25 protein-coding genes and 1 pseudogene are annotated in these 25,576 nt (G+C 60.9%); 13 read left to right on the forward strand and 13 right to left on the reverse strand.

What is annotated here, in order from left to right; all coding sequences use genetic code 11:
* Positions 1-70: 70 nt before the first annotated feature.
* From BLO80_RS19160 to norR, 5 genes are all read right to left on the reverse strand, one after another.
* On the reverse strand, positions 71-1,042 hold the full coding sequence (locus BLO80_RS19160) for a 2-hydroxyacid dehydrogenase (RefSeq protein ID WP_092329477.1): 972 nt from the start codon (positions 1,040-1,042) through the stop codon (positions 71-73).
* 203 nt (positions 1,043-1,245) lie between these two features.
* Positions 1,246-1,995 carry a YkgJ family cysteine cluster protein gene (locus tag BLO80_RS19165; protein ID WP_092329480.1) on the reverse strand — a complete coding sequence of 250 codons (750 nt, stop codon included), beginning with the start codon at positions 1,993-1,995 and terminating at the stop codon, positions 1,246-1,248.
* Positions 1,996-2,074: 79 nt separating this feature from the next.
* Positions 2,075-2,404 (reverse strand): hypothetical protein, encoded by a 330-nt coding sequence (locus BLO80_RS19170; RefSeq protein WP_092329482.1) that lies wholly within the window; start codon positions 2,402-2,404, stop codon positions 2,075-2,077.
* Between the two features lie 118 nt (positions 2,405-2,522).
* Complete coding sequence (locus BLO80_RS19175) at positions 2,523-3,425, reverse strand: chemotaxis protein CheV (protein ID WP_030139917.1); 903 nt, start codon at positions 3,423-3,425, stop codon at positions 2,523-2,525.
* A gap of 278 nt (positions 3,426-3,703) precedes the next feature.
* Positions 3,704-5,260, reverse strand: coding sequence for a nitric oxide reductase transcriptional regulator NorR (norR, locus tag BLO80_RS19180; protein ID WP_092329485.1), 1,557 nt, complete (start codon positions 5,258-5,260; stop codon positions 3,704-3,706).
* A gap of 152 nt (positions 5,261-5,412) precedes the next feature.
* Between norR and hmpA the strand changes: the two genes are divergently transcribed.
* From hmpA to BLO80_RS19230, 9 genes are all read left to right on the forward strand, one after another.
* Positions 5,413-6,594 (forward strand): NO-inducible flavohemoprotein, encoded by a 1,182-nt coding sequence (gene hmpA, locus BLO80_RS19185; RefSeq protein ID WP_092329487.1) that lies wholly within the window; start codon positions 5,413-5,415, stop codon positions 6,592-6,594.
* A 435-nt stretch (positions 6,595-7,029) separates the two neighbouring features.
* A complete protein-coding gene (locus tag BLO80_RS19190; RefSeq protein WP_092329490.1) occupies positions 7,030-7,539 on the forward strand; it encodes a disulfide bond formation protein B in 510 nt (169 codons plus the stop codon).
* A 774-nt stretch (positions 7,540-8,313) separates the two neighbouring features.
* On the forward strand, positions 8,314-9,261 hold the full coding sequence (cyoA, locus tag BLO80_RS19200) for a ubiquinol oxidase subunit II (protein WP_060740731.1): 948 nt from the start codon (positions 8,314-8,316) through the stop codon (positions 9,259-9,261).
* A gap of 3 nt (positions 9,262-9,264) precedes the next feature.
* On the forward strand, positions 9,265-11,295 hold the full coding sequence (gene cyoB, locus BLO80_RS19205; RefSeq protein ID WP_092166162.1) for a cytochrome o ubiquinol oxidase subunit I: 2,031 nt from the start codon (positions 9,265-9,267) through the stop codon (positions 11,293-11,295).
* 3 nt (positions 11,296-11,298) lie between these two features.
* Positions 11,299-11,925 carry a cytochrome o ubiquinol oxidase subunit III gene (locus tag BLO80_RS19210; protein ID WP_003205395.1) on the forward strand — a complete coding sequence of 209 codons (627 nt, stop codon included), beginning with the start codon at positions 11,299-11,301 and terminating at the stop codon, positions 11,923-11,925.
* Positions 11,926-12,261: a cytochrome o ubiquinol oxidase subunit IV gene (gene cyoD / locus BLO80_RS19215; protein WP_014340102.1), complete on the forward strand. Its 336-nt coding sequence runs from the start codon at positions 11,926-11,928 to the stop codon at positions 12,259-12,261.
* Between the two features lie 11 nt (positions 12,262-12,272).
* Positions 12,273-13,160, forward strand: a complete 888-nt coding sequence (cyoE, locus tag BLO80_RS19220) for a heme o synthase (RefSeq protein ID WP_063324463.1) — start codon at positions 12,273-12,275, stop codon at positions 13,158-13,160.
* Between the two features lie 141 nt (positions 13,161-13,301).
* Positions 13,302-13,646, forward strand: a complete 345-nt coding sequence (locus BLO80_RS19225; RefSeq protein WP_072409498.1) for a toxin — start codon at positions 13,302-13,304, stop codon at positions 13,644-13,646.
* On the forward strand, positions 13,643-13,957 hold the full coding sequence (locus BLO80_RS19230; protein ID WP_092329493.1) for a helix-turn-helix domain-containing protein: 315 nt from the start codon (positions 13,643-13,645) through the stop codon (positions 13,955-13,957). Before BLO80_RS19225 ends, BLO80_RS19230 begins: the two co-directional genes overlap by 4 nt.
* 193 nt (positions 13,958-14,150) lie before the next feature.
* Here the strand turns inward: BLO80_RS19230 and BLO80_RS19235 are convergent, their stop codons facing one another.
* From BLO80_RS19235 to BLO80_RS19250, 4 genes are all read right to left on the reverse strand, one after another.
* The gene (locus tag BLO80_RS19235) at positions 14,151-14,855 is read right to left on the reverse strand and encodes a hypothetical protein (RefSeq protein ID WP_092166168.1); all 705 of its coding nucleotides are present in this window, start codon (positions 14,853-14,855) and stop codon (positions 14,151-14,153) included.
* Between the two features lie 91 nt (positions 14,856-14,946).
* Positions 14,947-15,738, reverse strand: a complete 792-nt coding sequence (locus tag BLO80_RS19240) for a DUF72 domain-containing protein (RefSeq protein WP_092329496.1) — start codon at positions 15,736-15,738, stop codon at positions 14,947-14,949.
* 91 nt (positions 15,739-15,829) lie between these two features.
* Positions 15,830-16,843 carry a sensor domain-containing diguanylate cyclase gene (locus BLO80_RS19245; RefSeq protein ID WP_092329499.1) on the reverse strand — a complete coding sequence of 338 codons (1,014 nt, stop codon included), beginning with the start codon at positions 16,841-16,843 and terminating at the stop codon, positions 15,830-15,832.
* A gap of 138 nt (positions 16,844-16,981) precedes the next feature.
* Positions 16,982-17,899, reverse strand: coding sequence for a LysR family transcriptional regulator (locus BLO80_RS19250; RefSeq protein WP_092329501.1), 918 nt, complete (start codon positions 17,897-17,899; stop codon positions 16,982-16,984).
* A 98-nt stretch (positions 17,900-17,997) separates the two neighbouring features.
* On the opposite strand from BLO80_RS19250, the gene BLO80_RS19255 reads away from it, so the two are divergent.
* Both BLO80_RS19255 and BLO80_RS19260 read left to right on the forward strand, forming a co-directional pair.
* The gene (locus BLO80_RS19255; protein WP_092329504.1) at positions 17,998-19,173 is read left to right on the forward strand and encodes an aspartate aminotransferase family protein; all 1,176 of its coding nucleotides are present in this window, start codon (positions 17,998-18,000) and stop codon (positions 19,171-19,173) included.
* A gap of 149 nt (positions 19,174-19,322) precedes the next feature.
* Positions 19,323-20,066, forward strand: coding sequence for a YiaD family glycine zipper/OmpA-like lipoprotein (locus BLO80_RS19260; RefSeq protein WP_092329506.1), 744 nt, complete (start codon positions 19,323-19,325; stop codon positions 20,064-20,066).
* Between the two features lie 264 nt (positions 20,067-20,330).
* On the opposite strand, the gene ehuA is transcribed toward BLO80_RS19260, so the two are convergent.
* The 4 genes from ehuA to ehuB form a co-directional block, all read right to left on the reverse strand.
* Positions 20,331-21,200, reverse strand: coding sequence for an ectoine/hydroxyectoine ABC transporter ATP-binding protein EhuA (gene ehuA, locus BLO80_RS19270; protein ID WP_371914583.1), 870 nt, complete (start codon positions 21,198-21,200; stop codon positions 20,331-20,333).
* Positions 21,200-21,856, reverse strand: a complete 657-nt coding sequence (ehuD, locus tag BLO80_RS19275) for an ectoine/hydroxyectoine ABC transporter permease subunit EhuD (RefSeq protein ID WP_092329512.1) — start codon at positions 21,854-21,856, stop codon at positions 21,200-21,202. The genes ehuA and ehuD overlap by 1 nt, the downstream gene beginning before the upstream one ends.
* Positions 21,853-22,512: an ectoine/hydroxyectoine ABC transporter permease subunit EhuC gene (gene ehuC / locus BLO80_RS19280; RefSeq protein WP_092329514.1), complete on the reverse strand. Its 660-nt coding sequence runs from the start codon at positions 22,510-22,512 to the stop codon at positions 21,853-21,855. The genes ehuD and ehuC overlap by 4 nt, the downstream gene beginning before the upstream one ends.
* 83 nt (positions 22,513-22,595) lie before the next feature.
* Positions 22,596-23,450, reverse strand: coding sequence for an ectoine/hydroxyectoine ABC transporter substrate-binding protein EhuB (gene ehuB, locus BLO80_RS19285; RefSeq protein WP_092329517.1), 855 nt, complete (start codon positions 23,448-23,450; stop codon positions 22,596-22,598).
* Positions 23,451-23,740: 290 nt separating this feature from the next.
* On the opposite strand from ehuB, the gene BLO80_RS19290 reads away from it, so the two are divergent.
* Both BLO80_RS19290 and BLO80_RS30330 read left to right on the forward strand, forming a co-directional pair.
* Complete coding sequence (locus tag BLO80_RS19290) at positions 23,741-25,135, forward strand: MocR-like ectoine utilization transcription factor EhuR (protein ID WP_092329520.1); 1,395 nt, start codon at positions 23,741-23,743, stop codon at positions 25,133-25,135.
* 318 nt (positions 25,136-25,453) lie between these two features.
* Positions 25,454-25,576 (forward strand): annotated as a pseudogene (locus tag BLO80_RS30330) (IS110 family transposase); the annotation flags it as partial.

Here is a 25,576-nt window from a genome sequence, read left to right on the forward strand (position 1 = left end):
GGGATAAATCCCCTCGCCACAGCAAGCTCCCTCGCCACGGGTGTGTTCTCCCAGGGCTTTTGCGGAGGATTTATTTCCAGACTTGCGGGTTGACCAGGTTCTGCGGTCGCTCGCCCAACAAGGCACTGCGCAAGTTATCCACAGCCAGATTGGCCATGGCCTCACGGGTTTCGTGAGTCGCCGAGCCAATGTGGGGCAGGGTCACGGCGTTCTTCAGTTGGAACAGCGGCGATTCGGCCAATGGCTCTTTCTCGTAGACATCCAGCCCGGCACCGCGGATGCGGTTGTTCTGCAACGCTTCGATCAGCGCGGGTTCGTCTACCACAGGGCCACGGGAAATGTTGACCAGGATGGCACTCGGCTTCATCAGGCCCAGCTCACGCTGACCGATCAGGTGGCGGGTCTTCTCGCTCAACGGTACGACGAGGCAGACGAAGTCGGCTTCGGCCAGCAATTGGTCCAATTCGCGAAATTGTGCGCCCAACTGGTTTTCCAGCTCGGTCTTGCGACTGTTGCCGCTGTAGATAATCGACATGTTGAACCCCAGCCGGCCACGCCGGGCAATGGCTGCGCCGATGTTGCCCATGCCGACGATGCCCAGGGTCTTGCCATGCACATCGCTGCCGAACAACTGCGGGCCGACCGTCGCTTGCCATTGCCCGGCCTTGGTCCAGGCGTCCAGTTCGGCCACGCGCCGGGCGCTGCTCATCAGCAGGGCGAAGGCCAGGTCGGCGGTGCTTTCGGTGAGCACGTCGGGGGTGTTGGTGAGCATGATCCCGCGTTCATTGAAGTAGGCCAGGTCATAGTTGTCGTAGCCCACAGACACGCTGGAGACCACTTGCAGGTTCGTGGCGCTCTGCAGTTGCTCGCGGCCGAGCTTGCGACCGACGCCGATCAGCCCGTGGACGTGAGGCAAGGCTTCGTTGAACTGCGCGTTGATGTCGCCGTTCGACGGGTTGGGGACGATCACGTCGAAGTCCTGGCGCAGACGTTCGATCATGGGGGGCGTGATACGGCTGAAGGCGAGTACGGTTTTTTTCATCGTGCAAGGCTCATCTGCAGGGAATACCAAGCACGCTAACATTCCTGGCGCGGGTTAGGCGAGAGGGGTGAGGTGTAATCGCAGCGCCGCCAGTCTTCTGTGGGAGCGAGCTTGCTCGCGATAACGGTCTGCCAATCCATTGCGCGTGACTGGACCGGCGCCATCGCGAGCAAGCTCGCTCCCACAGGGGGATCTTTACAAGCTCAGGCGGCCCGCAGGGAAATGAAGGCGTAGGTGACCGGTGCTTCAGTGACCACCCGCGCGCCGCTGGCCGAGACCTGGTTGGCCACGTCCTCGCCGGACAGGTGGAACTGCCATTCGCCAGCCGCTTGGTCCAACGGCTGCGAGCGGGCTTGGTCGATAGTGGCGGCAAACGCAGCCATGTTCGGCAGGTAGGCCGTGAACCCATCGCCCTTCAACGCCGTCGTGTGGATGCCCAGGGACATGCAGATGCGTTCCTTGATCGCGATTTCCTCACGATCGGCATGGCGTGAACGCTCGATCAAGCGGGCCAGTTCCTGGTCCACCAATTCACCGCCCAGTATCAACTGCGGCCCCGTTTCCCACGATTCCGGTGGGCAATCCTTGGCGGCGGTATCGAGCGGGATGTGTGGATTGATTTCCATGGGATAAATGCGGCACACCAAGGGTCTGCGCTCATAGATGCGGCACAGGTTTTCGTCGTCCAGATTATGGCAACGACCCACGTTATAAGCGGCGAACGTGATCGCCACCCGTGCGTCGCTCGTGCCGCTACGGACCACCGCCGAACGTCGTTCGGCATGTTCACGTTGCGCCGCCGGAAGACCGAGGCCATTGGGCAGAAAGGCCTCGACCAGGACAATTACCTGGCCGCCGTCATTGGCCCACATCCTGGCTTCGTCGAGGGTCAGAGGAACGTGATGGCCGCTACAGCATTTACCGCACCCTACACAGGAAAACGTTGTGTTCATTGATCGACCGAAGGCAATAGGCTGAAAGCCGCGCCGGAAAAGCGCCGCGATAAGCCCTGCCAAGCAAGTTATGCGCCATTTATCGGGGGGCATCGGTCGAGCGGATCGAGTCCCATTCGGTGACGAAGGCGGTCCTGGTTTTCTTGCGGTAGAGACACAACTCGGTGCCGGTTGCGCCTTTCATGTGTTTCTGTGGGTATTGGCCTTGCAGCAACAGCGCGGTGTAGCCCACCCGGTCGTCGAATTGCGCGGCGGTGCCGACGGGTTCGGGGTCTTTAAGGCCGCTGGCCTTCAGGCAACTGGCGAGCACTTTTTTGTCGTAGGCGGCCCAGGCGTCGGGGCTGGAAGCCTGGGCCTGAAAGGCCATGGCGGCAGTGAGGCCGAGGAGCATCAGCGTAGGGGTTTTCATCAACAATGTCCTTGTTCGAGGGAACCAGGACAGGAGTATGCCTGAGGTCGGAGCAGTGTTCAGAGGCTGCGAGGATCGCAGCCTCCTGGCGTTCGGCCTGACTTGCCGCGGATGGGTGTCAGCGTCCTTGTTCGGCGACGGCCTTGGCCGCGGTGATCAGGCACTTGGTCAATTCGGGCGACGAGAATTTGGTGAGCACCCCGTTCGCGCCGGCCAGTCGCGCTTTCTCACTGTTCATGGCGCTGTCGAGCGACGTGTGCAACAACACGTAGAGGTGCGCGAAGTCCGGCGTTTCGCGCAGGGTCCGGGTGAGGGCGTAGCCGTCCATTTCCGACATTTCGATATCGGAAACGATCAGGTTGATCTCCTGTGCAGTGCCCTGCAGTTCCAGCAGACAGTCGATGGCTTCCTTGGCGCTGCGGGCTGTGTGGCATTGCAGGCCCAGGTTGCGCAGGGTGTGCACCGATTGCTGCAATGCCACCTGGCTGTCATCGACCACCAGGATCCGGGCGTTGCCCAGGACCTCGGCGTCTTCCATGCTCAGTTCGGTCGGCGCGGTTTCGATCTGCGCCGGTGCGATGCCGTGGATGACCTTTTCGATGTCCAGCACTTGCACCAGCGTGCCGTCCACCGAGGTCACGCCGGTGATGAACGCCCGCACGCCGCCGGAACCGTAGGGCGGCGGTTTGATGTCGGTGGTCAGGCAATGCACGATCTTGCTCACCGCCTGTACATGCAGGCCCTGTTTGGAGCGGCTCACGTCGGTGACGATCAGGCACCCGCCGTCCGGATCTTCCAGCGGCCGCTCGCCAATGGCGCGGCTCAGGTCGATCACCGACAATGACGTCCCACGCAGGGTGGCGATGCCTTTGACGTGCGGATGGGACTCCGGCAGTTTGGTCAACGGTGGGCAGGGAATGATTTCACTGACCTTGAGCAGGTTGATCGCCATCAGCTTGCCGCTGCGCAAGGTAAACAGCAGAAGCGAAAGTGAATCTGCGCGGGCTTTGTTGGAAGACATAAAAACCTTCTGTGGAAAAAGGTGGGGCGAGCCTGAAGATCGCCAAAACAGCTTTTGATATTGGGTTATCGACTTGTCGAGGGCAGGCTTTAGGACGAAAGCTGTCGACAACGGGGATCGTTGTAACAAGATCCCTGTGGTGGGGAGATTTTGTGGCGAAGGAGCTTGCTCCCGCTCGAGCGCAGCGGTCGCCAATCAACATCGCGCCGCAGCTGATAGGGAGTGCTTCGCACTCCAGCGGGAGCAAGCTCCCTCGCCACGGGAAAGCGCACGGCCGATCACTTTAGCCCCAACCGCCGGGCCATCCGCCCCAGGTTCGCCCGATCCAGCCCCAGCTCCCGGGCGGCGCTGGCCCAGTTGTGCTGGTGCCGCTCCAGGCAGGCGGCGATCAACTTGCGTTGGAATTCATCCACCGCTTCGCGCATGTCTCCCGTCACGCCTACCAGGGCCGGTGCCGGGCCGGTGGACGATGGGGCAGGGTTATCCACAGGGGCTTGGGGCAAATCCAGGTCCTGGGCGCTGAGGCTGAGGATTTTCGGGCGCGTCGGGCAGCGGCCCAAAGCCTTCAGGGCACTGCGGCCAATCAGGTGTTCCAGTTCGCGTACGTTACCCGGCCAGTCGTAGGCCAACAGTGCGGCCTGGGCGTCGTTGGTCAGGCGCAGGCTGCCCAGGCCCATGCGTGAACGATTCTGTTCCAGGAAAAAGCCGCTGAGCAGCAGTACGTCCCGTCCGCGCTCACGCAGCGCCGGTACCTGCAATGGATACACACTCAAGCGATGATAGAAGTCGGCCCGATAACGGCCGTTGCGCACTTCTTCGGCGAGGTCGCGGTTGGTGGCCGCGATCAGGCGCACATCGACCCGGTGCTCCTTGTCCGAACCCAGGCGCTGCAGTTGGCCGCTTTGCAACACCCGCAGCAACTTGGCCTGGACCGTCAGGGACAACTCACCCACCTCATCGAGGAACAAAGTGCCGCCGTCGGCCAGTTCGAATTTGCCGCGCCGGTCGTTCGTCGCCCCGGTGAAGGCGCCCCGTACGTGGCCGAAGAGTTCACTTTCCACCAGCGTATCCGGCAGGGCGGCGCAGTTGAGGCTGATGAGCGGCTGCCCGGCGCGTTTCGACGCGGCATGGATGGCCTGGGCGACCAGTTCCTTGCCCACGCCGGTTTCGCCCGTGATCAATACGGTCAGGTCGCTGCCGCCCACCAGCGCGATCTCTTCCACCAGGCGCTTGTGGGCCTTGCTCTGGCCGACCATGTCGCGATGTTGCTGGCCGCTGGCCTGGCGATAGACCTCGGCGCGGCGGTGCTCATCCTCGGCCTTCAAGGCCAGGCGCTCGATGCGTTCGGCGGCGCTGACCGTGGCGGCGGCGAGGCTGGCGAAGGCTTGCAGGGCGCTCAGGTCGATGGGTTCGAAGCGTTCCGGGTCCAGCGAATCCAGGGTGAGCAGGCCCCAGGGGCGCTCGTCGACGAACAGCGGACAACCCATGCAGTCATGGACCTCCAAGTGCTCGGCCAGCCCCTCGACCAGCCCGTCGTACGGATCGGGCAGGCCGCTGTCGGCGGCGAAGCGGGTGGGCTGCGGGTTCGCCAGCAGCGCTTCGAAGCGTGGGTGTTCGCTGACCCGGAAGCGTCGGCCCAGTGTATCGGTGCTCAACCCGTCCACCGCCAGGGGCACGAGGCAGTCTCCGTCCAGGCGTAGCAGCGCGGCTGCGTCACAGGGCAGCAGCGCGCGCAGGGCGCCCAGCAAGCGGCGATAGCGCTCGCCTTCAGGCAGTTCGCGGGACAGGTCCGCCACCAGGGGCAGCAAGGCTGTAAGTAGAGAGGTTGCAGTCATAAAGACTCCATGTAGTCGGAAAGACTATAAAAGGTTCCGTGTCTTTATGACTGCTTTTTATTTAACCTATTGAAAAATAACGAAATAAATAATGGCACGGAAACTGATGGTAAGGCTGTAGTTGTTATTCAGTCCTTGCATGGAGTCACCTTATGCTCAGCCAAGCAGAACGCGCCATCATTCGCTCTACCGTGCCATTGCTTGAAAGCGGTGGTGAAGCGCTGATCACTCACTTCTATCGCATGATGCTGTCCGAATACCCGCAAGTGCGCCCCCTGTTCAACCAGGCTCACCAGGCCAGTGGCGATCAACCCCGTGCGCTGGCCAACGGCGTGTTGATGTATGCGCGGCACATTGACCAGCTCGACCAGTTGGGCGACCTGGTGGCGAAAATCGTCAACAAGCACGTGGCCTTGCAGATCCTGCCGGAACATTACCCGATTGTCGGTGCGTGCCTGCTGCGAGCCATTGCCGAGGTGTTGGGCGCAGAGATTGCCACGCCCGAGGTGATTGCGGCGTGGGGCGCTGCCTATAACCAATTGGCCGATATCCTGATCGGTGCCGAAGCCGGCATGTATGACAAGAAGGCCGAGGCACCGGGCGGCTGGCGTGGCGAGCGTGAGTTCATCCTGGCGGCCAAGGTCCAGGAAAGCTCGGAGATCACCTCGTTCTACTTCGAACCGACGGACAAGGGCCCGATCCTGGTGGCCGAGCCGGGCCAGTACATCGGCATGAAGCTCATCCTCGATGGCGAGGAAGTGCGCCGTAACTATTCGCTGTCGGCCCTGGCGGACAATGGTCAGTATCGGATCAGCGTCAAGCGCGAGCCGGGCGGGCGGGTGTCGAACCATCTGCATCATCATTTCGACGTCGGCAATCGAATCCAGTTGTTCCCGCCGTCCGGGGATTTCTACCTGACCGCCAGCGACAAGCCGCTGGTGCTGATCAGCGGCGGCGTCGGCATCACGCCGACCCTGGCCATGTTGCAGGCGGCGCTGCAAACCGAGCGGCCGGTGCATTTCATCCACTGTGCACGCAACGGCCGCGCCCATGCCTTCCGCGACTGGATCAACGACTTGGCCAAGCGGCATCCGCAACTCAAGCGCTTCTACTGCTACGACGAAGACGACGGCTTGAGCCCGGCGGCGGATAAGGTGGGGCTGCTGAGCCAGGAGCAATTGGCGCAATGGCTGCCGGAGCAGCGTGACCTGGACGCCTATTTCCTTGGGCCGAAGGGTTTCATGGGGGCCGTCAAACGCCACCTCAAGGCCCTGGGTGTACCGGACCGGCAGAGCCGCTACGAATTCTTCGGTCCGGCAGCGGCGCTGGAGTAAGGTCGCGGCAAAACCGGGCGACCGGGTCGCCTTCATCGCGATCAGGCTCGCTCCCTGGATCTGTGCGGGTGACAAAATCCGCGTCCGCCACAGATCCCTTGTGGGAGCGGGCTTGCTCGCGAAGACGGCGGCACATCCGACATTGATGCAAGCTGACCCACCGCTTTCGCGAGCAAGCCCGCTCCCACAAGGGGGCAGCGCTGACCATCAGACCAGGGCAAACTCCCTGTGGGAGGGCGATAGCGGCGGCAGGTTCCATCCTTGTCCAACTGCCAGAATTAATCCCCGCTTAACCTTCTTGCGGTCTATTCCCCTCCAATGTCGACGCCCGCTGCTCGTTCACTGTCATGGTCAGCGTGTAGACTTCGCTACATCCGATCGCGCACCGGGTGTCGCGAGGCTGCGCGTCGATCCATGCAGACAAAGGGAAACGCAATGAGTGAGGAAATGATGCGGTTAGGCCGTGAGCGGCGCTATCTGGTGCTGCTGGGGCTGATCTGCCTGGCGCTGATCGGCGGTGCGCTGTACATGCAGGTGGCCCTCGGCGAGGCGCCGTGCCCGCTGTGTATCTTGCAACGCTATGCGTTGTTGCTGATCGCGATCTTCGCCTTCATCGGCGCCGCCATGCGCACCCGCCGCAGCCTGACGATCTTCGAAGGCCTGGTGGTGCTCTGTGCCCTGGCCGGTGCCGGTGTGGCAGGGCATCACGTCTATACCCAGTTCTTCCCCGCGGTCAGTTGCGGTATCGACGTATTGCAACCGATTGTCGATGACCTGCCGCTGGCGAAGATCTTCCCGCTGGGTTTCCAGGTCGATGGCTTTTGCTCTACCCCCTACCCACCGATCCTGGGCCTGTCCCTGGCGCAATGGGCGCTGGTGGCCTTCGTGTTGACGGTGGTGCTGGTGCCGTTGCTGGTGTCGCGTAACCGCAAGCCGCTTGGCTGAAACGCTTCGATGAAACGCCCCGGTTCTCTCCTGGAGAGCCGGGGCGTTTTACGTTTCATGCTCAAGCCGGGGCGTCCTTGATCCGAGGCAGGAATGACCTGCGGCAATGTGCGACACGTTGTCACATATCTTGCGACGCTCAGCCTTTGCGAGGGGGATAAAACACGCTTTCCTGTAACAAAAAAATGTCTGGTTTCGCAACGGGCGCATCGCCTGCAGCAGGCATTTTTAACAGCGGCGCGTCAGGCGCCCTAGGCCCCGAAAACTGGGCGCTTGCCGGGCAAAAAACCTCTTGAAGAGCCTCTCGAGCTGTCTAAATCGGGCGTAGTAGACCTACGTTTTTTGGGGTTCTTGTTGAGAATTAATTTCGATAACATGCTGGCCCGTTGCAATATCGGCAAGAGATTGTTGCCGGATCGGATAAAAATTATTTCGGGATGAGACATGGTCTACAGCGCGTCACCTCACTACAATCGCCCGCACCGATTTTCCGACCCGGCTCAGACTTGAGCATGAGAGTGGTCGAAGGGCGCCAGCGCCCCATGCGACCCCAGGTGTCGGTGCCTCCAACTACCCGCACCAAATGGAATTGGGCTTGAGCTAGGCCTTTTGACCAACGAATAAGAACTCACTGCTGGCCCAGGATGTGTCGAACAGCCGCTGACGTTCGATGGGCAGCCCTTATTCAATCCAAGAAATGCCAACCCTTGGCAGGGTGAAGTGTTGGCGATCAAAACCCAACTGCATTGCGCAAGCTGCTTTAGAGGTCGTGAGATGAGTAAAAACAGGTACCCCCGATTACTAGGCTTGTTGCCGCTGCTCGGCACGTTGCTGCTGGGAGGCTGCAACATGACCTTGCTCGATCCCAAGGGCCAGGTCGGCCTGGATGAACGAAACCTGATCATCACCGCCACACTGCTGATGTTGCTGGTCGTCGTGCCGGTCATCGTCATGACCTTCCTGTTCGCCTGGAAGTACCGCGCAACCAACACCAAGGCCACGTACACGCCGAAATGGTCCCATTCGACCAAGATCGAAGTGGCGGTGTGGACGATTCCAGTGCTGATCATCATTGCCCTGGGTTACATCACCTACAAGTCGACCCACGCCCTGGATCCGTACCGTCCGCTGGATTCGGACGTCAAGCCGATCACCATTGAAGTGGTTTCGATGGACTGGAAATGGCTGTTCATCTATCCGGAACAAGGCATCGCCACCGTCAACAAGATCGTGTTCCCGGCCCACACGCCGATCAACTTCAAGGTCACCTCCGACACCGTGATGAACTCGTTCTTCATCCCGGGCCTGGGCGGCCAGATCTACGCGATGGCGGGCATGCAGACCAAGCTGCACCTGATCGCGAACCAGAACGCCGAACTCGACGGTATCTCCGCCAACTACAGCGGCGCGGGTTTCACCGGCATGAAGTTCAAAGCAATCGCCACGACCCAGGAAGATTTCGACGCTTGGGTCAACGATGTGAAGAAGGCACCTAAACAGCTTGAAAAAGCTGAATACGAAGCCCTTTCCAAACCGAGCCAGAACAACCCAGTCGAGCTCTACTCGTCGGTTACGCCGAACCTGTTCCAGACCATCATCGACAAATATGAAGGGATGAATCCAGGCAAGCCGATGCACCACGAGAAGAACGAGAAGGAAGTGGCTCACAACATGGAAGGGATGGACATGAGCTCGCATTCAGCTGCCGGGGCAGAGGAGTAAACGATGTTTGGTAAATTAAGTTGGGAAGCGATCCCGTTCCACGAGCCGATTGTCATGGTGACCCTCGCCATCATCGCGCTCGGTGGTCTGGCATTGTTTGCAGGCATCACTTATTTCAAGAAGTGGACCTACCTGTGGACCGAGTGGCTGACCTCGGTCGACCACAAGAAAATCGGCGTGATGTACATCATCGTCGCCATGGTCATGCTGCTGCGCGGTTTTGCCGACGCCATCATGATGCGTACCCAACTGGCCATGGCCACCGAGGGTTCGCCTGGCTACCTGCCGCCTGAACACTATGACCAGATCTTCACCGCCCACGGTGTGATCATGATCATCTTCATGGCGATGCCATTCTTCACCGGCCTGATGAACCTTGCGGTGCCGCTGCAGATCGGCGCCCGTGACGTTGCCTTCCCGTTCCTGAACTCCTTGAGCTTCTGGCTGCTGGTGTCCGGCGTGGTGCTGATCAACCTGTCCCTGGGCGTTGGCGAATTCGCCAAGACCGGCTGGGTGGCCTATCCGCCGCTGTCGGGCTTGCAATACAGTCCGGGCGTGGGGATGGATTACTACATCTGGGCGCTACAGCTATCCGGGTTGGGGACAACGCTGACGGGGGTCAACTTCCTCGCCACCGTGGTGAAAATGCGTACCCCTGGCATGAAGCTGATGGACATGCCGATCTTCACCTGGACCTGCACCTGGGCCAACGTCCTGATCGTCGCTTCCTTCCCGATCCTGACCGCTACCCTGGCTTTGCTGACGCTTGACCGCTACATGGATTTCCACATTTTCACCAATGAACTGGGTGGAAATCCGATGATGTACGTCAACCTGTTCTGGGCCTGGGGTCACCCCGAGGTGTACATCCTGATCCTGCCGGCGTTCGGGATTTTCTCCGAAGTCATCTCGACCTTCTCGGGCAAGAAACTGTTCGGCCACCACTCGATGATCTACGCTTCCGGCGCGATCTCGGTACTGGGCTTCATGGTCTGGCTGCACCACTTCTTCACCATGGGTTCGGGTGCCAGCGTCAACGCCTTCTTCGGCCTGGCGACCATGCTGATTTCGATCCCGACGGGGGTGAAGCTGTTCAACTGGTTGTTCACCATCTACCAGGGCCGTCTGCGCTTCACCAGCCACGTGATGTGGACCCTGGGCTTCATGGTGACCTTCGCCATCGGCGGCATGACCGGCGTACTGCTGGCCATCCCGGGTGCTGACTTCGTGTTGCACAACAGCCTGTTCGTGATCGCGCACTTCCACAACGTGATCATCGGCGGCGCCGTGTTCGGCTACATCGCCGGCTTTGCCTTCTACTTCCCGAAAGCGTTCGGCTTCAAGCTGCACGAAGGCTGGGGCAAGGCAGCGTTCTGGTTCTGGATCACCGGCTTCTTCGTCGCGTTCATGCCGCTCTACGTACTGGGCTTCATGGGCATGACCCGTCGCCTGAACACCACCACCAACCCTGAGTGGGTGCCATACCTGTACGTCGCCATGTTCGGTGCGGTGATGATCGCTGTCGGCATCGCCTGCCAGTTGATCCAGTTGTATGTCAGCGTGCGCGACCGCAACAAGCCAGAGAACATGTGCGAACACGGCGACCCGTGGAATGCCCATACCCTGGAGTGGTCGACCTCTTCGCCACCGCCGTTCTACAACTTTGCCGTGCTGCCGAAAGCGGACGTGATCGACCCGTTCACCGAAGCCAAGGAAAACGGTACCGCGTATCCGGTCCCGGCCAAGTACGAGCCGATCCACATGCCCAACAACACCGCCACCGGTGTGGTCATGGGTGCGCTGCTGACCGTGTTCGGCTTCGCGATGATCTGGCACATCTGGTGGCTGGCCATCGCCAGCCTGGTCGGCACCGTGGTGTATTTCGTGATCCATGCTGCCCGTGACGATCAGGGCTACATGGTGCCGGTGGATGTCATCGAGCGCATCGAAGCCGAGCAGCACAAGCGCCTGGTAGCGGCCGGGAAAGTCCCCGCCTCCGCCACCCGTGTTGAAACCTCGTTGGAACAGGCTTAAACCATGTCGAACTTAGTGACCACTGTTGGACACGCCCATGGTCATGACCATGGGCACGATGACCATCACCACGACTCGGGCGAGATGACCGTATTCGGTTTCTGGCTCTACCTGATGACCGACTGCATTCTGTTTGCGTCGATCTTCGCGGCCTACGCGGTGCTGGTTAACAACGTCGCCGGTGGCCCGTCGGGCCACGACATCTTCGAACTGCCTTATGTACTGGGCGAAACCGCGCTGCTGCTGTTCAGTTCGATCACCTACGGCTTCGCCATGCTGGCGTTGTTCAAAGGCAAGAAAACCCAGGTACTGGGTTGGCTGGCCATGACCTTCCTGTTCGGTGCCGGCTTCATCGGCATGGAGATCAACGAGTTCCACATGTTGATCTCCGAGGGCTACGGTCCTAACCGCAGTGGCTTCCTGTCCGGGTTCTTCACCCTGGTCGGCACCCACGGTCTGCACGTGACCAGCGGCCTGATCTGGATGGCGATCATGATGTATCAGGTCCAGAAAAACGGCCTGACCGCCACCAACAAGACGCGCCTGAGCTGCCTGAGCCTGTTCTGGCACTTCCTGGACGTGGTGTGGATCTGCGTATTCACCGTTGTTTATCTGATGGGGACCCTGTAAATGGCTAATGCACATTCCCATGATGGCCATGACGCCGGCCACGGCAGCGTCAAGTCCTACGCCATCGGTTTCATCCTGTCGGTGATCCTGACCGTCATCCCGTTCGGCCTGGTGATGTACCCGTCGCTGCCCAAGAGCCTGACCCTGTGGATCATCCTGATCTTCGCCGTGGTCCAGGTATTGGTGCACCTGGTGTACTTCCTGCACCTGGACCGCTCCGCCGCCCAACGTAACAACGTGGTCGCGTTTGTCTTTGCCGCGATCGTGATTGTCCTGCTGGTTGGCCTGTCGTTGTGGATCATGTTCAGCATCCACACCAACATGATGGCGCACTGAGGAAAGTCCGGATGTCCCTGAAGCACTTTATCCAAATCACCAAGCCGGGGATCATTTTCGGTAACGTGCTTTCTGTGGCAGGCGGGTTTTTCCTGGCCTCGAAAGGGCATGTCGATCTGGCCATCTTCCTGGCGGCGATGATCGGCACTTCCCTGGTGGTGGCGTCCGGTTGCGTGTTCAACAACTGCATCGACCGCGACATCGACATCAAGATGGAACGCACCAAGAATCGGGCGCTGGTCCAGGGCCTGATTCCGGTGCAACTGGCCCTGGCATTCGCCACGGTGCTGGGCGTGGCCGGGGTGGCGCTGCTGTACTGGGTGGCCAATCCGTTGGCGGCGTTGTTCGCGGTGATCGGTTTTGTCATCTACGTCGGCCTCTACAGCCTGTACCTCAAGCGCAAGTCGGTCCACGGCACGCTGGTGGGCAGCCTGTCGGGGGCGATGCCGCCGGTGATCGGCTATGTGGCGGTGAGCAACAGCTTCGACATGGCGGCGCTGACGCTGCTGGTGATGTTCAGCCTGTGGCAGATGCCGCACTCCTACGCCATTGCGATCTTCCGCTTCAACGACTACCTGGCGGCCTCGATTCCGGTGTTGCCGGTCAAGCGCGGTATTCTGGTAGCCAAGAAGCACATCCTGCTCTACATCCTGGCCTTCCTGGTGGCGACCTTGATGCTGACCTTCAGCGGCTACGCCGGCATGAGCTACCTCGCCGTCGCCGCCGCCATGGGCATGTACTGGCTGTACATGGCCTGGACCGGCTACAAGGCGGTGGATGACACGGTCTGGGCACGCAAGCTGTTCGTGTTCTCGATCTTCACCATCACCGCCCTGAGCGTCATGATGTCCCTGGACTTCAAAGTGCCGAGTGAGCTGCTGCTGACGTACGCGCCTTAAGCTTCAGACGCTGCATGAAAAAGCCCCGCCTTCGAAAGAAGCGCGGGGCTTTTTGTCTATAAAGGGGCGTGGATTGGCTGTCATTCGTCGCAATAGATTAGGGTTTGTTGAACTGTAAGCAATTTGCCTATAGTTTCTGCCATGCGTACCCTATTTTTTGAAACGACTACGTTCACCGCCACAGTTGGCGATTACCTGGCTGACGATGAATATCGCCTGCTTCAGTCCTATATGTTGCGGCATCCAGAGGTCGGTGACGTCATGCCACGTACCGGCGGCTTTCGTAAGCTGCGCTGGTTCGATGAACGTCGCGGCAAAGGGAAGCGAGGTGGGCTGCGAGTCATCTACTATTGGCTCATGAGTGATCGTCAGTTCTGGATGTTCGCGATTTATGACAAGGACGAGTTGGAAAACCTGACCACCGAGCAAGAGAAGATGCTCAAGCGCGCCATAGAAGCTGAGTTGAAAGTGCGAGGTACCTTATGAAAAAACGTGATCTGTTTGCCGAGATGATACAAGGCGTCGAGGAGATGGCCGCTCACAGGGAGGGCAGGATCACCCTTCGCCAGCTATCGATCGAGGAGAAACCGGTTCCCGAGGTGTCGGCTCAGGAAATCGTGGCATTGCGCGACAAGCTTCGCATGTCTCAAGCCGTTTTCGCCAAGAGCATCAGGACCAGTCCTGGCACCCTTAGGAACTGGGAGCAGGAAAAATCCAAACCCAATGCCCAGGCGGCTTTGTTGATCAAACTGGTCGAGAAGTTTCCAGACATGGTCGAGCGGCTCGGCGCTGTTTGAGGCATTCATACCTCCCCCATGAAAAAGCCCCGCCTTCGAGAGAAGCGCGGGGCTTTTTCATGGGGGTTGCGGGCTGTCGATGTTCCTGTGGGAGCGAGCTTGCTCGCGATAGCGGTGGTTCAGCCTGCATGAGTGCTGAATGTGCCGGCCTCATCGCGAGCAAGCTCGCTCCCACAGTGGCCTCGGGTGAGGCTTATTGCTGGGCGATGCTGTAGCCGTCGAAGGCTTTCTGCTGTTGCAGAGCGGTGACGATGCCTTTGCGGGTGGCCGGTTGTTCGGTGCCGTCATTGTCCAGGAAGGTTTCGCTTTCCAACTCGGCTTCGTCGCCTTCGCCTATGAAGTTGAAGCCCAGGAACTCGAAGGCTTCGCGGTCGACGTTGGGCTTGGAGCGCGGTGTGCGCAGGGGCAGGGTGACGCTGATGCCGTCCTTGCTGATGACAAACACTTCGGCTTCCTTCTTGGCCCGCGAGGCCTTGCCCTTGCTGCCGCTCGGGTTGCTGATGGCCTGGTGAGTCTGGTTCAGCACTTTCAGGGCCAGGCCATAGACCAGTTCCTGGAACGACGGGTCGTCCTTGTAGCTGGAGAGGATGCGGCTGATCGGGAAGCGGCTGCTCAGGTCTTCCAGGGCCGCGAAGTCGGCGGCTTCGGCGTCCTTGAGCTGTTTGAGCTGGCCCATCAGTTCGTAGGCCTTGTCGTCGTCGAAGGCATCGTGGGCCTGGCGGATGGCGTTGCGCAGTTCGCGGATCTGGTCGCTTTCGCGGTTCGACTGGAACGCATCGAGGACCATTTCGCTGATGGTTTTGGCCTGGGGCAGATGCTGTGAAAGATTGATGGAGTTTTCGTATTCCGCTTTGGACGACAGGGTAACTACGGATTCAGCGGTGTTGGAATCGGACATTGAAATTTCACTACTTCTGTTAGCGGGATGAGGCGAGAAAGGCATTGAGCTTTTTTCCGGTCGCCTAATCTATTGGACCCGAGCGGTGTTGTCACGGTCGGACCGGCAGCAACTGACCATTTGTTGCCGGTGACGGCTTTGCGTCTTGCATCAGGTCCATCAAGCGCAACGCGTCGGCGGTCGCGGCGCCACTGGCGGTGTTGTCGAAGATGCACCAGGTCGGCGTGTCGGGATCGGCTTGCAAGGTTCGGGCGAGGCGCTCCAGCCAGGCGTCTTGGTAGGCCGAGTAGTAGATCCGTGGCGAACCGTGCAGCCGGTAGTAGCGAATGCCAGGCCAGCCAGCGGGTTGATCGCCGCCGGGCAAGGGTGACGGATCGGCGGCGACGCGGCCGATGCACGCGTCTTGCAGGATCGTCGCGGCCTGGGGTGCTAGCCAGCTCGGGTGTCGCGGCTCAAGCACCGCATGACCTTGATAACGGTCCCGCAAGGCCTTGAAGAATACTTCGGCCACGGCAGCCTCGAAGGCCAGCGACGGTGGCAACTGAATCAACAGGCAGCCAAGCTTCTCTCCCAGTTGCGAGCATTGCCCGAGGAATTCATCCACAAGCCCTTCGCAGTCGATCAGCCGCCGTTCATGAGTTATCTGCTTGGGCACCTTGACCGAGAAGCGGAAGTCCCCGGCAACGCTGCCGGCCCACTTCGCGTACGTGGCGGGGCGATGCGGGCGGTAGAACGAGCTGTTGATCTCCACGGCGGGGAACCGGCTGCTGTAGCGCTGCAAATGCGTCCCGTCGCTAGTAAAGGCCGGCCAATGCTCCCGGGGCAGCGACCAGCCGGCGCAGCCCAGGTAAAGGCGTGAGGAGGAGGGAAGTCGAGTTGGCAAGGGTGCAGGCCTGATCGCAAGGTATACCGCCTATGACCGCTGCGAACGCCTCATGTCTGCATTCTTTTTTGTGTTTGGCCCGGCGTCCCGTTCATTCGCAAATCACATTCTTGCCCGCCATCTTGGAGCGATAGAGCGCCTGGTCCGCCCGGTGCAGCAACGCCGAATGCTGTTCATCCTCCAAGCGCTGCACCACGCCAAAACTCATGGTGATCTGGAAGTCGCCCACCGGCAGCAGGTCGGACAGGCCATGGCGGATGCTTTCCGCCAGCAGGCGGGCGTCGGCCAGGGCGGTGTTGGGCAAGATCATGATGAATTCGTCACCGCCCCAGCGCACCAGCAAGTCACTGCCGCGCTCGCAGCGCTTGACGCTCTGCACCACTTGCACCAGTGCTGCGTCACCGAAGGCGTGGCCGTAGCGATCGTTGATGTCCTTGAAGTCATCGACGTCCATGGCGATCAGCGACAACGGCTCGCGGAAACGCTGTGCGCGCTCACAGGCCAGCGGTAGCGCCTGGTCCAGGCGATAACGGTTGGCGACCCGCGTCAGGGCATCGGTTTCGGCAAGCCTGCGGTTCTCGTCGAGTTGGAGTTGCAACTGATGATTGACCCGGGACAGTTCGCGGGTGCGTTCTTCGATGATGGCTTCCAAGGATTTGTTACGCCGTTCCAATTGTTCGAACAGACGCTTCTTGTCGTCGATACTGCGATGGGCGCCGATCATGCGTGCCACCGTGCCGTCCGGGTTGCGGGCGATCACGTAGCCGCGATCCTCGATCCAGATGTAGGACCCGTCGCACGTGCGGCAACGGTACTCGGCCTGGTAGCGGTGGGATCGTTGTTCCAGGTAGTCGTCGAACGACGCCATGACCCGTGGGTAATCCTCCGGGTGGATCACGTTTTCCCAGGTCAGCACGGTGTTATCCAGTGAATGAGGCAGGTAGCCAAGCATCGTGTACCAGCCGGGGTTGCGGTAGACGAAGCCGGTGTTGGCATTCCAGTCCCAGATGCCGTCGCTGACCAGTTCCAGAATGGTGTGCAGTACGCCTTCGTCCAGATCGGACAGGTCGAACCGCAGCATGTCGATGTTCGAGGCGTCTCCCATCGTCGTTTCCTCGTCGGCCCTGATATCAAAATGCTCGTCCAAGAGGAAGAGTAGCTGATGGGTGTGTGGGGAACTAGCGGCGGATGTCCAGACGGGGTTCGCTTTTGTGGCGAGGGGATAAACCCCCTCGCCACAGCATCATTGGGTTGGGAGTTGGGGTTTGCCCCATTTCTCCAGCGCAAACTCGACAAAACTGCGCAGTTTCGGCAAACGGTAGCGATCCTGCGCGTACATCAGGCTCATCGGCCGATGGGGCAATTGGTAGTCCTGCAGCAACGCCACCAAGTGCCCATCCTTCAGATCCTGGGCCACCAGGGCGTCGGGCAGCATCACCACGCCCATCCCGGCCAGGGCGGCGCGATGCAGGCCCGAGGAACTGTTGATCAGCATCGGTCCGTTCACCGGAACCTTGATCTCGCCGTCCGGCCCGTTGATGGGCCAGTGATCCTGGGCGAAGCGCCATTCGTCTGCTGCCGAATAAGCAAACGACAGGCAGTCGTGTCGTTGCAGATCCGCCGGGTGTTCCGGCGTGCCGCGCCGGGTCAGGTAAGCGGGGGAGGCGCAGATGGTCAGGGTGTAGTCCTGCAACGGACGGGCAATCAGTTTCGGGTCGGGATGGCCGAGGCGGATGGCGACGTCGAAGCCATGGTCGAGCAGGTCCAGGCGCTGGTTGGTCAGCACCACGTCGAGCTTGACCTGGGCGAAGCGCTGGCTGAATTCGGCCAGTGCCGGCGAAAGGCGTTCGGTACCAAAGGTCAGCGGTGCGGTGATGCGCAGGGTGCCGGTGGGCTCGCCTTGGGTCTGTTCGGCCAGGCGTTCGGAGTCGGCCACCAGCCCCAGTACTTCCAGGCAGCGCTGGTAGTAGGCCGAGCCGAATTCTGTCAGGCGCTGGCGCCGCGTCGTACGGTTGATCAGGCGTACGCCGAGGCGTTGCTCCAGGGCACGAAGATGATTGCCCACCATGGTGGTGGACATTTCGCACGCTTGGGCCGCCGCCGTCAGGCTCCCGGTTTCTACCACCTTCACGTAAACGGTCATCGCCTGGAACAGGTCCATTATCAAGCTCAGCTTTTAAATGATTGAAGTAAAGCAGTGTTTATCCAGCCTTTGTGGCTAACCATACTGGAAAAAACCACCCGATGGAGCTTGATGCCATGACCGCTGCCTGCCTGATGACCACCTATCAACCCCTGGCGCTGAATTTCACCCATGGCTTGGGGACGCGCCTGTGGGACCAGGACGGTCGCGAATACCTCGATGCGGTGGCGGGCGTGGCGGTGACCAATGTCGGCCATTCCCACCCGCGGCTGGTGGCCGCCATCAGCGAGCAGGCCGGCCTGCTGTTGCACACCTCCAACCTGTACAGCATCGATTGGCAGCAACGCCTGGCGCAAAAGCTCACCCAACTGTCGGGGATGGAGCGGGCGTTTTTCAATAACTCAGGCGCCGAGGCCAACGAAACCGCGCTGAAGCTGGCGCGCCTCTACGGCTGGCACAAGGGCATCGAGCAGCCCTTGGTGGTGGTCATGGACAACGCGTTCCATGGGCGCACCCTGGGCACTATGTCCGCCAGTGACGGCCCGTCCGTACGGCTGGGCTACAACCGGTTGCCGGGTGATTTCCTCAAGGTACCGTTCGGCGATCTCGCGGCGCTGGAACAGATTCAACAGGCTCATGCCGAACGCATCGTCGCGGTGCTGGTGGAGCCGATCCAGGGTGAGAGCGGTGTGCAACTCGCTCCACCGGGGTACCTCAAGGCCTTGCGGCAGTTGTGCAGTCGGCGCGCCTGGCTGTTGATGCTCGACGAGATCCAGACCGGCATCGGTCGCACCGGGCAATGGTTCGCGTTCCAGCACGAGGGCATCGTGCCGGATGTCATGACCCTGGCCAAAGGCCTGGGCAACGGCGTGCCCATCGGTGCCTGCCTGGCACAGGGCAAGGCTGCCGAGCTGTTCACCCCTGGCAGCCATGGCAGTACGTTTGGCGGCAATCCGCTGGCCTGTCGGGTCGGTTGCACAGTGTTGGACATCATCGAGGAACAAGCGCTGGTGGATAACGCCAGGCACCAGGGCGAACAATTGCTGAGCCGGCTGCGGACCGAGCTGGCGGACAACCCGAATGTCTTGGCGATTCGCGGCCAGGGCTTGATGATCGGCATCGAACTCAAGCAACCGGTCCGCGACCTGACCCTTCGCGCCGCCCGGGACCACGGCCTGTTGATCAATGTCACCCGGGGCCAGACCATCCGCCTGCTGCCGCCGCTGACGATCGATGGGCGGGAAGTGGAGATGATCGTCAGGGGCGTGAGTCGCTGTCTGGCGCAGGGATGAGGCAACCGGCCCAGACAACGGTTTTTTATGACGCAGCCGGGCGAAGCGCAACGCAGCGGGACGGAATTTTTAACGATTGCCGCGTTCCAACGCCTGCCAGAGTCGATTGCCTACGCCCTGGCACCCAGACTGAAAACCAGGAGCATTCCATGTTCACCTCGCGTCGCTTGATCGTTGTCGCTACTGCTGTGGCTTTGTTGTCCGGCTGTGCGTCGCCTAACCCCTATGACAACCAGGGCCAGGCCTCTACCGAATCGTCGGGCATGAGCAAAACCGCCAAGTACGGCGGCCTCGGTGCACTGGCGGGGGCGTTGGCCGGTGCGGCCATCGGTCACGATAACCGGGGCAAGGGTGCGTTGATCGGTGCGGCGGTGGTGGGGGCTTCCGCGGCCGGCTACGGTTACTACGCCGACCAGCAGGAAAAGAAACTGCGCGCCAGCATGGCCAATACCGGCGTTGAAGTGCAGCGCCAGGGTGACCAGATCAAACTGATCATGCCGGGCAACATCACCTTCTCCACCGATTCGGCGAACATCGCCTCCAGCTTCTACCAGCCGCTGAACAACCTGGCCAACTCCCTCAAGGAGTTCAACCAGAACCAGATCGAGATCGTCGGCTACACCGACAGCACCGGCAGCCGCCAGCACAACATGGACCTGTCCCAGCGCCGTGCCCAGAGCGTGGCGACCTACCTGACGTCCCAGGGCGTGAGCGGTGCCAACCTCTCGGCCCGTGGCGCCGGCCCGGACAACCCGGTGGCCAGCAACGCCGACGTCAATGGCCGCGCGCAAAACCGTCGTGTCGAGGTCAACCTCAAGGCTATTCCTGGCCAGCAATACCAGGAGGCGCCGCAGCAGCAGCAGCAGGGGCAGACTTACCAGCAGTACCCATAACGGTTGGGCGGTAAATGAAACGGGGGGCCATGCACACATGGCCCCTTTTTTTGGCTGGCTATCGCCAACTCTGGTCCGGGGACAGGGTTAACCCACACACAACCTGTGGCGAGGGAGCTTGCTCCCGCTGGGCTGCGAAGCAGCCCCAAGATCATTCTCCCCCGGCCTTGCTGGTACACCGCGTTACTGGTTTGGGACTGCTGCGCAGTCCAGCGGGAGCAAGCTCCCTCGCCACAAAGGTGTTCACTTGAGTGATGGGGGGGATCAATTCGCCTCTTTCACCGCACTCAAGAACGCACACGTACGTTCCTGCCGAGGGTGCTCGAAGATCTGCGCCGGGGTGCCTTGCTCATGGATCTGTCCCTTGTAGAAAAAGCACACCCGGTCGGCGAATTCCCGGGCGAAGCCCATCTGGTGGGTCACCATCAACATCGTCAGGTTGTGTTCAGCCCCCAGTTTGCGGATCACGTTCAGCACCTCGCCGCACAGCTCCGGGTCGAGCGCCGAGGTCACTTCGTCGAACAGCATCACCTTGGGGCGCATCGCCAGCGCCCGGGCAATCGCCACCCGTTGTTGCTGGCCGCCGGACAACTGCGACGGGTAATGGTCGAGCTTGTTGCCCAGCCCCACCAGTTCCAGCAGGTCGGCGGCGCGCTCCCGGGCTTCTTTCGGGTTCATGCCCAGTACCTGCACCGGCGCTTCGATCACGTTCTGCAACGCGGTCATGTGGGGGAACAGGTTGAAGCTCTGGAACACCATGCCGATCTTGCCGCGTACCCGGCGGATGTGCCGGTCGTTGGCCGGCACCAGCACGCCATTGCGGTTGGGCATGTGGGTCAGTGAGTCATCCTCGACGCGGATCTGGCCCTGGTCGATGCCTTCCAGGGTCATCAGCACCCGCAGCAGCGTGGACTTGCCCGAGCCGCTGGGGCCGATGATCGCGACCTTTTCACCGGGCGCGACATCCAGGTTCAGGTGGTCGAGCACCGTGAAACTGCCATAGCTTTTGGTCACGTCCTGGAAACTCACAATTGGCCGGGACGGTGTGGGATCTTGCATGGCCGGGGCCTCCTGCTGTGACGCCAGCGTGCTGCGCCGGGACAAATCGGTGGGCGTGGACAGAGGTAAAGTCATTAGCGTAGCTCCATGCGCGTTTCAAGGCGCCGTACCAGATAAGCCAAGGCGAGGCTCAGGGCGAGGAAAAACAGGCCGACCATCGTGATTGGCTCCAGGTAACGGAAATTCTCGGAGCCGATGTTCTTGGCCTGCTGCATGATTTCCACCACGGTGATCGCCGACAGCACCGGCGTATCCTTGAGTATCGCCACCAGGTAGTTGCCCAGGGGTGGCACGATGGGGCGCAGCGCCTGGGGCAGGATGATGTTGCGGTAGGCGTTGTAGGGCGCGATGTTCAACGCCGTCACCGCCTCCCACTGCGCCCGCGGCACCGCGTCGAGACCGCTGCGATAGACCTCGGCGATGTAGCAGGCGTAGTGCAGGCCGATGCCGAGGATGCCGACCTGCATGGCCGTCAGGCTCAAGCCGTAGTTGGGCAGCACGTAGTAGAGGAAATACACCTGGATCAGCAGCGGCGTGCTGCGGATGAACTCGATCACCGCGGTGGCCGGCCACGACAGCCAGAATTTGCGGCTGCGCCGACCAATCGCCAGGAACAGTCCCAGGACGATTGCGATCAGGAAACCGATCAGGGTAATGCCCACGGTATTGAGGGAGGCGCGCAGCAGGTCCGGCAGGATGTGTGCGGCGTAGGACCAGTCGAACAGCGTCATGACAGACCTCCACGCATCCGGCCCCGGCTCAGCCGTCGCTCGAGGTGGCGCATGCCGAAGTTGATGGCTTGGGCGAGGATGAAATACAGCACCAGCGCCAGGCTGAAGACCTCCAGGGTCTGGAACGTCGCCTGATCCAACTGGCGCGCCCGGAAGCTCAAGTCGGACAAGGTGATCAGCGACACCAGCGAGGTGTTCTTCAGCAGCTCGATCAACAGGTTGGTGCCCGGTGGAATCGCCGCCAGCAACGCCTGGGGCAGGATGATCCGCTTGAAGCGGGTGAAGGCGCTGAAATTCAACGCCGTGCAGGCTTCGTATTGGCCCTTGGCGACCGAGCTGATGGCGCCGCGCATCACTTCCGCACCGTAGGCGCCAATGTGCAGGCCCAGGCCGACGATGGCCACGGCGTAAGGACTCAGCTCAACGTTGAAGGGCGGTAGCGGCAGCACGAAGAACAGCCAGAACAATTGCACCAGCAACGAGGTGCCACGAAACACTTCGATGTAGGTGATGGAAAACCAGCGCAACGCGCGCCACGGCGACAGCCGCCCGAGTGCTGCCAGTACCGCCGCGACAATCGCCAGCAGCGAGCCAAAGAAGGTCACCTGGAGCGTGACCCAGGCCCCTTGTATCAATAACGGAAGTAATTCGCCCATGGTTCGACCCGATATCCGATGAAGCAGCGAACAGGCATCACGCCCCAAGCGTCATGCCCGCTTCGGCACGCCAGTCTTGCCGGCTACTGAGCGCAGAGCTCGGCCGCGGTCTTGCTGGTCACGTTGGATTTGTCGAAACCGAATGGCGCAACCGTCTTGAGATGCTCTTCGGAGCCCAGCCACTTTTTCAGCTCGGCATTGACCGCATCGCGCAGGTCCTTGTCTTCGGGACGGAAGGCCAGGGCGCCGTAGCCGATGTGGGATGGGTCGTCCTTGAATTCGGTCATCGCCTCGACCTTGTCGCCGCCCTTGCTGGCCAGGCCTTTCATGGTCAGTTGCGTGCCAACGGCAGCGTCCGCGCGGCCGGCGCGCACGGCTTGCAGTTGTGCGGTGGTGTCGGGGACCTGGAGGATCTGTTCGTCCTTGACCCCGGAATCGCGGGCATAAGCCAGGTTCACCGTGCCGGCCATGATTGCCAGTTTTACCTCCGGTTGCTTGGCGATGTCTTCATAGCTGTGGAGTTTTTTCGGGTTGCCCTTGGCCACGAGCAACGCGTCGGGCAACTGGTACTGCGGGTCGGTGAACAACACCTGTTTGCAGCGCGCCGGGGTGATGTACATGCCGGCGGCAATCACGTCGAAGCGACCTGCCCGCAGGCCCGGGATCAGCGAACCCCATTCGGTGAGCACGCCATTGACCTGCTTGATACCCATCCTGGCGAAAATGATCTTGGCGATCTCCGGCGACTCACCGGTGACGGTGCCGTCGGTTTCGGTGAAGGCGAACGGGGTTTCGTTGGCGTAGCCGATCCGGATGCTGCTGTTGCTTTTGACGGTATCCAGGGTCGCCGCTTGAACGCTGCCGGCCAGGCCCAGTACGGCACAGGTCAACAAGAGCCGACGCAAGGGCGCGCAGGTGCTGGGAAGAAAATTGCTCATCGATAAAATCTCCTGTTTCTTGTGGATCCGTCGTTCGACGGCTCTGTGGTAGGAGGCAGTGTTACAAGAGCAAAGCGTACAGCGGCGGATCCGGGCGTGGCCTGGAATCGGGAACGGCGCCGGTACAGGTCGATCCGGCTTTTTGTCGGGGCAATGAACCCGCCTGGATGACGACCTTGGACCGAGCATACAAAAGCCCCGGCATCGATTGCATTGCACTAGGACAATTGCTTTGCCGCAATGGCCGCGCAATGCTGTGCGCACCCCTACACACGCCGGTTGCAGCTGTCATGGATAAATGGAAGTCAGCCTTGGACCTCGCCCGCAGCGGTGAATCCAAATACAAGATTCTGGTGCAGGCCATTGCCGACGATATCGAACAGGGCAGCCTGGCCAATGACCAGCGCCTGCCGCCGCAACGGCAGGTGGCCGACGCCATGGGCATCAGCGTGCAGACCGTCACCAACGCTTATAAGGAGCTGGAGCGCCAGGGGCTGGTGCGCTGTGAGGTCGGGCGCGGCAGTTTCGTCTCGCGGCGCATGAGCGACCGGGTGGCCACTTACATTCTCGACAGCCCCGAGCGGGCGCTGGTGGATTTTTCCATCACCCGCATCCTGCACACCCGCGAGCATGACCAGGCTTGGCGGGATACCTGCGCGGCGTTGAGCACTGAAGAAGACCAGCCGTGGATTCACGCTTTTCGCCCCATCGCCGGTTTTGAATCCCATCGCGAAGCGGCGGCGCAGTGGATTGGCCGGCAAGGGTTGAAAGTCGACCGTAACGACGTGCTGATCACCAACGGCGCGGCCCACGGGATTTTCCTGGCCCTCGCGTCCTTGGCGGGGCCCGACGATGTGGTGCTCTGCGAAGGCTTGACCGACCACGGCGTGATCGGCAACTCCCAGGTGCTGGGCTTCACCCTCAAGGGCCTGGAGATGGACCGCTATGGCATCGACCCGGAACATTTCGAAGACATGTGCAGCAACGAGCGCATCACCGCGCTGGTGTGCACACCGAACCTGAACAACCCCACCACCAGCCTGATGCCCGACACCCGCCGCCGGGAAATCGCCGAGATCGCCCGGCGTTTTGGCGTGCACATTATCGAGGACGATGTGTACGGTCCGTTGCTGGACGAGCGCCGGGCACCGCCCATCAGTCATTACCTGCCGGAGCTGTCGTTCTATTGCACGAGCATGACCAAGTCGGTACTCACGGGGCTGCGCACCGGCTATCTGGTGGTGCCCAAGCGCCTGGCCTTGCGCACCGAGAGCATCCTGCGGGTCAACAGTTGGATGGCCACGCCCATGGTCTCGGAGATCGCCACCCGCTGGATTCGCGATGGCCGCGCCGAGTCGCTGCTGCAGTTGCAACGCCAACTGCTGGCCGGGCGCCAGGCGATGGTCACCGAGTACATGGGCGAGCATCTGCTGGGCCAGCATCCCCACGCCTTGAACGCCTGGATCGGCATCCCGGCCCATTGGGAGGTGGACAGCCTGGTGCGGGCGCTGCGACACAAGCACATTGCCGTGACTTCCCCCGACCCGTTCACCGTGCGCGGCACCCCCAGGCCCCGCGCGGTGCGAGTGTGCGTCGGGGCTGAGTGCAGCGATGAGGAAATGCGCCATGCCCTGGCGGGGATGCGGGACATCTTCAACCAGTATCCGCAGATCCATGATTTCTGAAATGCCGGATCTGTAAACGACACGTCCCCTTGTGGGAGCGAGCTTGCTCGCGATAGCGGTGTGTCAGCCACCAGAGATGTTGAATGTGAGGACCCAATCGCGAGCAAGCTCGCTTGTATGGTAGGACTTGAAGGGGGGAGGAGGGACAAAGCTCGATTCTGACTGTTAGCCGCAGTACAGACCGTGGGAGATTTCACCCCTCCTCCTTTCACCCAAGCGCCGATAAAGAATGCATCAGGCCTAGACCGACGATAGGAACAAGCCTGCGCCTCTGGGTGAACCCTTCAAGTGTTCAAACCTTAGCCCGGAGGATTTTCAATGGCAATGCCGGTTTCTGTCGCAAAGCCGATCGTGGGTGTTGATGTCGCCAAAGATGAGTTGGTGATTTATCACGCAGAAACAGATCGACTGGAAGCGCTCCCCAACACCAAGGCAGCGATC

The sequence above is a fragment of the Pseudomonas sp. NFACC56-3 genome (assembly GCF_900100025.1).
Lineage (GTDB): Bacteria > Pseudomonadota > Gammaproteobacteria > Pseudomonadales > Pseudomonadaceae > Aquipseudomonas > Aquipseudomonas fluorescens_AA.

Bases quoted from the DNA above. Each gene is read 5' to 3' on its own strand.
- cyoB (WP_092166162.1), top strand. From the start codon at position 9,265: ATGTTTGGTAAATTAAGTTGGGAAGCGATCCCGTTCCACGAGCCGATT.
- BLO80_RS19210 (WP_003205395.1), top strand. From the start codon at position 11,299: ATGTCGAACTTAGTGACCACTGTTGGACACGCCCATGGTCATGACCAT.
- BLO80_RS19260 (WP_092329506.1), top strand. From the start codon at position 19,323: ATGTTCACCTCGCGTCGCTTGATCGTTGTCGCTACTGCTGTGGCTTTG.
- cyoD (WP_014340102.1), top strand. From the start codon at position 11,926: ATGGCTAATGCACATTCCCATGATGGCCATGACGCCGGCCACGGCAGC.
- BLO80_RS19170 (WP_092329482.1), bottom strand. From the start codon at position 2,404: ATGAAAACCCCTACGCTGATGCTCCTCGGCCTCACTGCCGCCATGGCC.
- BLO80_RS19165 (WP_092329480.1), bottom strand. From the start codon at position 1,995: ATGAACACAACGTTTTCCTGTGTAGGGTGCGGTAAATGCTGTAGCGGC.
- BLO80_RS19245 (WP_092329499.1), bottom strand. From the start codon at position 16,843: ATGGGAGACGCCTCGAACATCGACATGCTGCGGTTCGACCTGTCCGAT.
- BLO80_RS19160 (WP_092329477.1), bottom strand. From the start codon at position 1,042: ATGAAAAAAACCGTACTCGCCTTCAGCCGTATCACGCCCCCCATGATC.
- BLO80_RS19230 (WP_092329493.1), top strand. From the start codon at position 13,643: ATGAAAAAACGTGATCTGTTTGCCGAGATGATACAAGGCGTCGAGGAG.
- BLO80_RS19175 (WP_030139917.1), bottom strand. From the start codon at position 3,425: ATGTCTTCCAACAAAGCCCGCGCAGATTCACTTTCGCTTCTGCTGTTT.
- BLO80_RS19255 (WP_092329504.1), top strand. From the start codon at position 17,998: ATGACCGCTGCCTGCCTGATGACCACCTATCAACCCCTGGCGCTGAAT.
- ehuA (WP_371914583.1), bottom strand. From the start codon at position 21,200: ATGACTTTACCTCTGTCCACGCCCACCGATTTGTCCCGGCGCAGCACG.
- ehuB (WP_092329517.1), bottom strand. From the start codon at position 23,450: ATGAGCAATTTTCTTCCCAGCACCTGCGCGCCCTTGCGTCGGCTCTTG.
- BLO80_RS19190 (WP_092329490.1), top strand. From the start codon at position 7,030: ATGAGTGAGGAAATGATGCGGTTAGGCCGTGAGCGGCGCTATCTGGTG.
- BLO80_RS19290 (WP_092329520.1), top strand. From the start codon at position 23,741: ATGGATAAATGGAAGTCAGCCTTGGACCTCGCCCGCAGCGGTGAATCC.
- ehuC (WP_092329514.1), bottom strand. From the start codon at position 22,512: ATGGGCGAATTACTTCCGTTATTGATACAAGGGGCCTGGGTCACGCTC.
- BLO80_RS19225 (WP_072409498.1), top strand. From the start codon at position 13,302: ATGCGTACCCTATTTTTTGAAACGACTACGTTCACCGCCACAGTTGGC.
- BLO80_RS19250 (WP_092329501.1), bottom strand. From the start codon at position 17,899: ATGGACCTGTTCCAGGCGATGACCGTTTACGTGAAGGTGGTAGAAACC.
- norR (WP_092329485.1), bottom strand. From the start codon at position 5,260: ATGACTGCAACCTCTCTACTTACAGCCTTGCTGCCCCTGGTGGCGGAC.
- ehuD (WP_092329512.1), bottom strand. From the start codon at position 21,856: ATGACGCTGTTCGACTGGTCCTACGCCGCACACATCCTGCCGGACCTG.
- hmpA (WP_092329487.1), top strand. From the start codon at position 5,413: ATGCTCAGCCAAGCAGAACGCGCCATCATTCGCTCTACCGTGCCATTG.
- cyoA (WP_060740731.1), top strand. From the start codon at position 8,314: ATGAGTAAAAACAGGTACCCCCGATTACTAGGCTTGTTGCCGCTGCTC.
- cyoE (WP_063324463.1), top strand. From the start codon at position 12,273: ATGTCCCTGAAGCACTTTATCCAAATCACCAAGCCGGGGATCATTTTC.
- BLO80_RS19235 (WP_092166168.1), bottom strand. From the start codon at position 14,855: ATGTCCGATTCCAACACCGCTGAATCCGTAGTTACCCTGTCGTCCAAA.